The organism is Streptomyces sp. NPDC001156 (assembly GCF_053598275.1).
Window position 1 is genome coordinate 10,007 of sequence record NZ_JBSFJX010000154.1, and the last position, 8,640, is coordinate 18,646.

6 protein-coding genes are annotated in these 8,640 nt (G+C 69.4%); 4 read left to right on the forward strand and 2 right to left on the reverse strand.

The genetic code is table 11. From position 1 onward, the window contains the following. A partial coding sequence (locus tag ACWDA7_RS39055) for a choice-of-anchor D domain-containing protein (RefSeq protein WP_450611025.1) occupies positions 1-3,137 on the reverse strand: 3,137 nt, incomplete at its 3' end. Positions 3,138-3,309: 172 nt separating this feature from the next. Between ACWDA7_RS39055 and ACWDA7_RS39060 the strand changes: the two genes are divergently transcribed. Together ACWDA7_RS39060 and ACWDA7_RS39065 are read left to right on the forward strand one after the other, a co-directional pair. Next, complete coding sequence (locus ACWDA7_RS39060) at positions 3,310-3,747, forward strand: tyrosine-type recombinase/integrase (protein WP_450611035.1); 438 nt, start codon at positions 3,310-3,312, stop codon at positions 3,745-3,747. Positions 3,748-4,344: 597 nt separating this feature from the next. Beyond that, complete coding sequence (locus ACWDA7_RS39065; protein WP_450611027.1) at positions 4,345-4,974, forward strand: hypothetical protein; 630 nt, start codon at positions 4,345-4,347, stop codon at positions 4,972-4,974. Positions 4,975-5,377: 403 nt separating this feature from the next. On the opposite strand, the gene ACWDA7_RS39070 is transcribed toward ACWDA7_RS39065, so the two are convergent. Beyond that, positions 5,378-6,976: a phytoene desaturase family protein gene (locus ACWDA7_RS39070; protein ID WP_450611029.1), complete on the reverse strand. Its 1,599-nt coding sequence runs from the start codon at positions 6,974-6,976 to the stop codon at positions 5,378-5,380. A 173-nt stretch (positions 6,977-7,149) separates the two neighbouring features. Between ACWDA7_RS39070 and ACWDA7_RS39075 the strand changes: the two genes are divergently transcribed. Both ACWDA7_RS39075 and ACWDA7_RS39080 read left to right on the forward strand, forming a co-directional pair. Then, positions 7,150-8,007, forward strand: a complete 858-nt coding sequence (locus tag ACWDA7_RS39075) for a tyrosine-type recombinase/integrase (RefSeq protein ID WP_450611031.1) — start codon at positions 7,150-7,152, stop codon at positions 8,005-8,007. Then, on the forward strand, positions 8,004-8,504 hold the full coding sequence (locus ACWDA7_RS39080; protein WP_450611033.1) for a tyrosine-type recombinase/integrase: 501 nt from the start codon (positions 8,004-8,006) through the stop codon (positions 8,502-8,504). The genes ACWDA7_RS39075 and ACWDA7_RS39080 overlap by 4 nt, the downstream gene beginning before the upstream one ends. Positions 8,505-8,640: the final 136 nt, after the last annotated feature.

Consider the following 8,640-nt stretch of genomic DNA (forward strand, 5'->3'; position numbering starts at 1 on the left):
GCCCGGAAGGGCGCCGAGGCGTTGCCGGTGCCCCGGTACAGCCATAGGCCACCCTTGCTGTCGCGGGCGACGAGGTCCGCCTTGCCGTCCCCGGTCACGTCACCGGTGCCGACAATGGAGTTGTAGATGTTCCAGCCGTAACCGATGGAGATGCGTGCCCGGAAGGGCGCCGAGGCGTTGCCGGTGCCCCGGTACAGCCATAGGCCACCCTTGCTGTCGCGGGCGACGAGGTCCGCCTTGCCGTCCCCGGTCACGTCACGGGCGCCGACGATGGAGTTGTAGATGTTCCAGCCGGGGCCGACCTGCTTCCGGGGTGCGAAGGGTGCCTTCGGGTTGCGGGTGCCCTGGTAGAACCACAGCGTGCCCTTGCTGTCACGGCCGACGGCTGTTCCGGTGCCGTCCGCCATCTCACCGCTGACACTGGTGACGATGTTGTAGGTGTTCCAGCCGGTTCCGATGGCGGCCCGGGCGGCCAGTGCCCCGGAGGGCACACCGGTGCCGCGGTACTGCCACAGGGCGCCGGAGTAGTCCCGTGCCAGCAGGGTGCCCAGCTGCGACGCCGGGGGCACACCGATGCCGGTGAGCGGCTCCAGTTGTGCCCCCTGCCCGGCGTCGCCGGTGACCTCGTACGTGGCCGACTGGCTGCCGCTCACGGTCGGGGCGAAGGTGACCGTCTGACGGACACTCTGCTCGGGACCGATGACCAGGCCCTCGGCAAGCTGGTCGGCGCTGCTGAACGCACCTGCCGGGGCCTTCGCCTTGGTGACGGTGACCGGGATGTTCCCCGTGTTGGTGATGGTGAAGGTCCGTGTGCTCGACGTGCCGCGGACCACCGCGCCGAACGAGAGGGTCGTCGGATTGAACACCAGGTGGCCCTGGCCGCTGATCGCGTCGCCCTCGACCGGGATGGTGAGCGCACCGCTGGTGCTGCTCAGCGTGATCGACGAGGAGTTCTGGCCGGTGGCTGTGGGCGCGTATCCGACCTGCAGGACGATCGAGCTCTGGGCCGGGATCACCGTCGGGTTCGCCGGGTCCGCGCTCGGCAGGTCGGCGGCCGTGAACGGTCCGTCGGGCGGGGTGACGGAGGTGATGGTCTCGGGGTCGGTGCCGGTGTTCGTCAGCTGGACGTTCGCGGTGGCCGTGGTCCCCGTGGGCTGGTTGTCGAAGGACACCGTGCCCGGGAACGCGGCCAGACCGGGCTTGGTACCGACGCCGTGCAGGCTCAGTGCGAAACTGCCGGCGTCGGTGGCCACGGTGAGCGTTCCGCTCGCGCCCAGGACCGCGGTGGGTGTGAAGGAGACGGGTATCGACAGCTGCCCGCCCGCCGGGATCGTCGGCGGCAGCGACGAGGTGTTCGCGGTGAACGGACCGTCGACGGTGACGCCCTTGATGCCGAGGGACTGGGGCGGGCTCTGGTTCTCCGTCAGGACGACGTCGGTGCTCGCTGAGCCGCCCACCGACACGAGCCCGAACTCGACCGGTCCGCCCTTGAGCGGGCTGCCCACCGGGTTGCCGAAGGCGTAGACCTTGCCGTCCCGGGTGCCGACGAAGACCTGCCCGCCGTCGGTGGCCGGGGTGGCGAACTTCGGTGCGGTGCCGATCGGCGCGGACCAGACCAGCGGCAGGACGCCGTTCGCGTTGGGAACCGGGTCGTACGCGCGCAGCTGGGCGTTGGCGCCGCTGGACCCGCCCGACCAGACCACCCACACCAGGGCGCTGCCCGAGCGCGTTCCGTCGGAGGTCACCACGGGTGATCCGCTGGTGTAGGGGAAGGAGTCCTGGCTGGACCCGGCGACGGTCAGCGCGGGGTCGCCCGAGCCCGTCACACCGCGGTGCAGCGCCACCAGTGAGCCACCGTTGCCGACGACGTAGACATAACCACCGTCACCGCCCCAGACCCCGGGGTGGCCCCACTGGCCCTTGAGCGGCCCGGTGATCCCCACCACGTCGTCGGTCCCGCCGGTGCCCTGCGACCTGCCGCCGAGGTCGTCTCGGTCCAAAAGGAAGACTCGGCCGTCCTTGCCCTGCTGCACCAGCAGATGTGGGTGGGAGGCGGTGCCGAAGCTGTCCGGCAGGCCGACCGGCCCGCCGGAGGCCAGGTCCTTGTCCTGCTGGTCCAGGGTCGGCGCGTTGGACGGGCTGAAGAAGTCGGCGGCCTTCAGGCTCCGGTCGGCCTGCACCTGCAGCCGGACCACGGACTCCGCGAGAGTGCCGGGCGGGGCGCTGCCGGGGCCGGGCGCCGGACTGACGCCGTTGCCGGTGGCGAGGAAGATCCTGCCGGGACCGTCCGAGACGAGTCCCCCGCCGGACTGCCAGATGCCGGCCCCGCTGTTGCTGGCGCCGGTCTCCGTCGCCCACATCGAGGTCACAGAGGGGCTGGTGGTGCTGACGCCGACCACATAGCCGCGATAGGGCTTGGCATCGCAGTGTCCGCCGAACGCCGCGTACACCACCCCGCCGAGCAGCAGCAGGCCCGGACGCTGCATCTGGTACGCGGGCAGGAAGGACTGGGTGGGGTCGTTGGACGGGGTGCCCTGGATCGTCACGGGGAAGCCGGACTTCTCCGCCCCCGTGACCGGGTCAAGCGCGTGCATGTACCAGTGCGGACTCAGGTGGGTGGGACCGTCGTCGACCTTGGTGGTGAGATAGACCGCGCCGCTGGCGGGGTCGTACACCGGGGTGGCGGTGCTGCCGATGGTCGGCACCAGATCGCCGCAGTTGAGGGTGGACGCGGGCCATGCGGGCCCGAAGCTGCGCTGCCACAGCACGGCTCCCGTGGCGCGGTCGAGGCCGTAGGCCTCGTTGTTCTCGGTGACCGCCACCACTGTGCCGCCGACGACGATCGGCTGGGCGTATATCTGACCGTCGAGCTGCGCGGGAGCCTTCCAGAGCTGCCCGAAGGAAGAGGAGCGCACGTCGGACGGGCCGAGATCCGGTTCACTCCCGTCCCAGCCGGTCCGGAGGGTGTCCACCGAGCCGGTCGTCTCACTCGCCTGCGCCTGAGGGACGCCCAGCCCGACCAGGCCCGCGGTCACCGCGGCGGTCAAGGCGAGCGCCAGGCCGCGCCACCGGGTGTGTCTGCGTGCGTGTCCATGTCCGGTGGCACCCACCACCGCATCGCCTTGTGACGTCGCCAAGGAAACCCCCCTGAGTCCCCATCCCCGAAGGCCCCCACGCCCTCCCCCCGCGCCACGGCGGCCTCCACGATCGCGGGGAGGCTGCGCCACACGGGCCACAACCCGCGCATCCAATCACAAACCGGCGTCCGTGCCCACGGCTGTGAAGATTTGATGCATGCGGTCCCGCCGCATGCTCCTGCGGCGGGGCGAGATTCTGGGGCTGCGCCGGGATGCGGTGAACCTCGAGCGCGAGTCATTGGCTGTGGAGCGGGCGCTCCAACGCGTCGGCGGTGAGGAGGCTGGTCAAGCCCAAGACCATGGCATCGGTCCGCACCGTCCCGCTCCCACCGATCGTGGTGAAGACGCTCACCGGGCATCGCGAGCGACAGGCTCAGGAGCGAGCGGCGGCCGGCATGAGTGGAAGGAACACGGACTGATCTTCACGTCCCGCATCGGCACCCCGCTGGAGCCGGACAACCTTCGGCGTAGCTGGGACCCGCTCCGCAAGCGGCTCGGCCTGGAGATCCGATTCCATGATCTTCGGCACTCGGCCGTTTCACTGCTGCTAGATCCCGGGTGCCGCCGCGCGTCGTCCGGCAGATCGTCGGTCACAGCGACATTGGCGTGACTATGAAGGTCTACGCCCACGTGTCGCTGGACGAGCAGCGGAAGGCGCTCTGGAAACTGGGGACACCCTCTCTTGAGCCGTTGGCGTACCGGTTGGCGTAGGCGACACGAAAACACCCCCTCCGGATAATCCTGGAGGGGGTGTTTGCCCTGGTAGGACGGTCGTGGCTGGGGCCGGGGTCGAAGCGGCGACCTTCCGCTTTTCAGGCGAGTTGATCGTGCGGCCAGGATCATGATCCGGCCCGACAACGACAGACGTCGTCCCCCTGACATACCGCTGCGTACGCTGACGTCCGTTGTCGTTGCCGTCAGACTGCCGTCACGGGCGTCGGCCAGGGATGTTGTGGGGCACAGGCACCTGATCCGTAGCTATAGCCGGACCGGCCAACGAGGTTCATACCGGCCGCTTCATGTGCTCTCGGGAGCACTACTGGTCGAGGGCGGCTGCTGTGGTTGCTGTACTTCCTTGCTGTACAGCGGCTTCGCTGCTGTCGGCAGCTACGTAATTCGGCTCTGCCGTGGATCTTGTGATGCCGATCGGCGGATAGAGTTGCCCCGCAGACTGAGAGGGGTGACGGTGAGCTCGACAGGGGCGTGGGTGGTCGGCGTCATCCCTGACGCGGAGGCTCGGGAACTTCCGGACCGTTACGTCCATCTCATACGGCCCGGCGACTGGGACAAGCCGCAGGATTTCAGCCAGGCGCTGGCCTGGTGGTTGAACGGCGGCGAGGGAGAGGCCTTTTTCGAGCGTTCCATGGGTCCTTCCGGACCCTTGGCGCCCACGTCAGTCGCCCATCGATTCGCGGACTTCATCGAGGACGCCAACGTGTCCACCGCGGCCACGGACGCCATGCAGGACGCGAGCTTGACGTTGATGTCCGAGGTAGCTGGCGCTGATCTCTTCGTTGCGACTGCCCGGAAGGCAAACCCGGTCGCGGCCCTGTACTACGGCCTTGGCGCTCAACGATCAGCGCTGCTCCCCGGCTGGTTCGGGGACTTCCTGCTTTCCGCCGACGAGGTTCGGACCGCTCTGCCTCGGGTTGAGGAAGCCCTGCTCCTGTCCGACGCGCAGCGCAGCACCGCCCTCTCCCGGATTACCGACTGGATGACCGCGATGGGCGACACACCCGACTGCGATGCGGCGGAACTCATCGACGCGCCCCTACGGGTTATTCGACACGCCGCAAAGGCCGGATCCGGCGTTGCCGCTTTCAGCCGCTGGTACTGACCTCGGTCGGTCACTCAGGGACTGCTGAGGACGCGCTGCCGGAGAAGGCCGAGGTTCGCCCGGCCATAGCCTATGCGCTTGAACAGCTTGCCTCTCGTAACCTGGCCTTCGACCTGGCCCGAGCTCCAGGGCGTCGACATCTTGGGACAGGCGCACGCTTTCCCACTGTGCTGGTGGGTCGTTGGGGTGTGTGCAGGAGGGTTCGCCTGCGTTCATGAGTGGCTGGCCGACGAGGCGGGGACGGCTTGGGGACCGGCCTGAACGCCCGTGAACGGGGCTGAATGAGACGGGAACTGAGACGGGCCGGGCCGTGCTAGCTCGCGCGTCACACGTGGTCAGTAGCGGACGCGGGCCGTAGTACCGTCGACGTGGGTGACCGGACAGATGCCCACCTCACCGCGTGTCAGCCGCGGCTGCTCCGGCGCCTGCCGCGGATGAGGCGCTGGGCCACGAGGTGCCCCGACCCGGCGCCGAGGCCGGGGCCGGGGTGGGTCGAGGCGCCGATGTGCCACAAGCCGGGTACAGGTGTGGCGTGCCGGGCCGCGCCCGGTAGGGGGCGCCACAGCAGGGCCTGGTCGAGTTCGGCCGAGCCGCCGTAGGGGTCGCCGTTGACCGCGTTCGGGTTGTGCGCCATCAGGTCCGATGGTGTGACGGCGTCCCAGGCGAGTAGCTTCTCCGGCAGGTCGGGCGCGTGAAGCGCGATCCTGGCCAGGACCCGTTGGACGTATCCCTCGGTCAGCTCCTTCGTCCAGCGGCCGTGGGCGTCCAGTTCGCCCGCCGCGTCGCCGGTCGGCTTGTAGGGCAGTTCTTGGAGCTGGATCCACAAGGTCGCCGCGCCGTCCGGCACGCGTGAAGGGTCTAGGACATACTGCTGACCGACGACCAGTGTGGGCCTGCGCGGCAGCAGCCCCGCCTCGGCCTCCGCGCACGCGATCGCGGTGCTCGCGGACCCGTCGCTGAGATGGACCAGCGGTATGCCGGCCAGGCGCGCATCGCGCCAGCCGAGCGGGGCGGAGAGGGCGACGTGGAGCTGCATCGCAGCGCGTCCGTACCGGTAGCGCAGGGCCTCGTCGCGGATGGCGGGCGGGACGGGCGCGTCCGGTGGCAGAAGCTCGCCGTACAGCGCGGTCGGGGTTACCGAGACCAGGACGGCGTGGCGGGCCCGGATGGTTGCGCCATCGGTGGCGACGCCCATGACCCGGCCGCCCGTGAGGAGCAGCCGCTCCGCGGACTGCCCTGTGGAGATGTGCACCCCGAGCTCGCCGAGCAGTGCCTCGAAGGCGCGGACGAAGTTCCGCGCGCCGCCCGCCACCACGGGCATGCCGAAACCATGCAGGGTCGCGGCCATGACAGGCAGCGTCAGGCCGCCCAAGGCGTGGTCAGGAGACAGTCCGGCGTGCAGCAGCCAGGGTATCCACAGCACATCAGGCTCGTCGCCGCGGAAGGTGCCGCGGCAGTAGGAGCGGCCGCTGGTTACGGTGGCCCGCAACCACTCCTCGGTGCCGCTGAAGCGCTCGCGGCGCAGCAGTTTCACCACATGCCGGAGCACACGGGGCGAGCGTGGCTCACCGCCCAGGATGCCGCCCAGTGCGTCGGCGTTGTCGAGGAACCTCTGCAGCAGGGTGAGATAGGCGGTTCGGTCCTCGGAGTGGCCGAACATCTCGGCGGTGGCCGCGGGGTCGCGGTGGGCAAGGACCACGCGCCCTTCGTCGGTGACGGTGCCCGTGATCAGTCCGTCGGTGTTGCGATACTCCAAACCGTGACGGTGCAGGTCCTCACCGAGGGCGGCGTAGGCCCTGCCGGACACGAACAGCGGGTGCCACGAGGAGTACGTGTCGTGCAGGTAGCCGGGCAGAGTCCGCTCCTCGGTGGCGATGAAGCCGCCCAGCCGGTCGCTTCCTTCTATGAGGGCCACCGACCAGCCGCCCTTGGCCAGCTGGGCAGCGGCGACCAAGCCGTTCACGCCGGAACCGATCACGATCGCGTCGAAGGTAGGTGTCATCAGCGCTCCTTTGACGTGAGAGGTGGGGTGCGAAGGCTCCGCCTGAGCGAGCCACCACCAGCGAGGACGAGGGCGCGGCCCTCGCCAATCCAGCCTTCCCCTCAGGCGCCGGGCTGTCCAACGCTTGCAGGCGCCGCCCCAGGCCCTGAGCATCGCGCCGGTCAGGCACCGGCGTGATCAGCGGCTACCACGCCGCCCTCAACGCCGCCGCCGTCGGCCTGGGCTTCGAGGTCCTGGTCTTCGTCCACCTGGGCCACGGTGACCGCGAACAGCTCGCGGCCTTCGACCAAGGGCTCGCAGCCATCCCCGAGGTGATCCAGGCGGAGCGACTGTTCGGCACCCCCGACTACCTGCTGCGCGTGGTCCAGATCGAGACGGACATGGCGCGCGGACAGTACATCGACCCGCAAGCCGGTCGCCTCACCGTTCGACAGCACGCCGAACGCTGGTTGGCGTCGCTCACCATGGATCCCGGCACCTACGTGGGCACCGAGCAGCGCATCCGCCTGCACGTCCTGCCCTACCCGGGCAGTCGGACGCTGGCCTCGCTCCGGCCGACGCACATCCGTGAATGGCTGCGGAAGCTCCAGGACGGGGGAGTGGCGTCCGCCTATCAGCGGGTGATCTTCGCGAATCTCTCGACCATGCTCACGGCGGCCGTCGATGACCGGCACATCCTCGAAAAGCCCTGCTGTTCGTCGTCCGTGCGTGCACCCAAGCTCGACCCTCGCCGGATCGTTCCATGGCCCCGCGAGCGCGCGCTCGCGATTCGCTCGGCACTGCCGGAGCAGTACCGGGCCATGGTGGATTTGGCCGGCGGATGCGGCCTGCGTCAGGGCGAGGTCCTGGGCCTGGCGGTCGAAGACATGGACTTCATCGAGGGCGTGGTTCACGTGGTCCGGCAGGTCAAGTTCATCCGAAACCGCCCGGTGCACGCGCCGCCCAAGGGTGCAAGGACCCGCACAGTCCCACTGCCCGAGAGCGTCGCTCGCTCGAGGAGCACATCAGCCAGCACCCGCCCGCCACTGTGACACTGCCGTGGCGGGCGGTCGACGGCTCGCCGGTTACGGCATCGCTGCTCTTCCACAGGGATCAGGGCCGCGCGGTCAACCGCAACGACTTCAACCGTTGGTCTTGGCACCGGGCTCTTGATGCGGCGGGCGTCCCTCACGGCAGGGCAAGCGGAATGCACGCGCTGAGACACTTCTACGCATCCGTGCTGCTGGACGCGGGAGAGAGCCTCAAGGCTCTGTCCGAGTACCTGGGGCACCACGACCCCGGCTTCACGCCGCGTACGTACACGCACTTGATGCCCAGCAGCGAGAAGCGCACGCGTGAGGCAGTGAATCGTGCCTTCGCGGACGGCCCAGGGACCGATGACGGCCCCACCACGGCCCACTACGAGGGTTGGGAGCTGTTCGGTTTCGGATGTGCAGGAGTGTGTGTGAGTGCGCACGAGCATGTACCTGTTCGTGGTGTTGCAGCGCGCGCACGACGCTTGGCGGGCACTGTCAGTGCCGGCCGGTAGCGTCCTTCCTGTTGCCGATCACGTGTGGGGGAGGGGGCACGTCGATGCGTGGTGAGTCGCTGCGCACGATCGCTGCCCCCTTCGTGGCCGTCGGCCCGTCCGGCGTGGCGATCCGCACCCGCATCAAGGCCCTCAC

What these genes read in the sequence shown, in the direction of transcription:
- ACWDA7_RS39060 (WP_450611035.1), top strand. Translation starts at nt 3,310, where the DNA reads ATGCTCCTGCGGCGGGGCGAGATTCTGGGGCTGCGCCGGGATGCGGTG.
- ACWDA7_RS39070 (WP_450611029.1), bottom strand. Translation starts at nt 6,976, where the DNA reads ATGACACCTACCTTCGACGCGATCGTGATCGGTTCCGGCGTGAACGGC.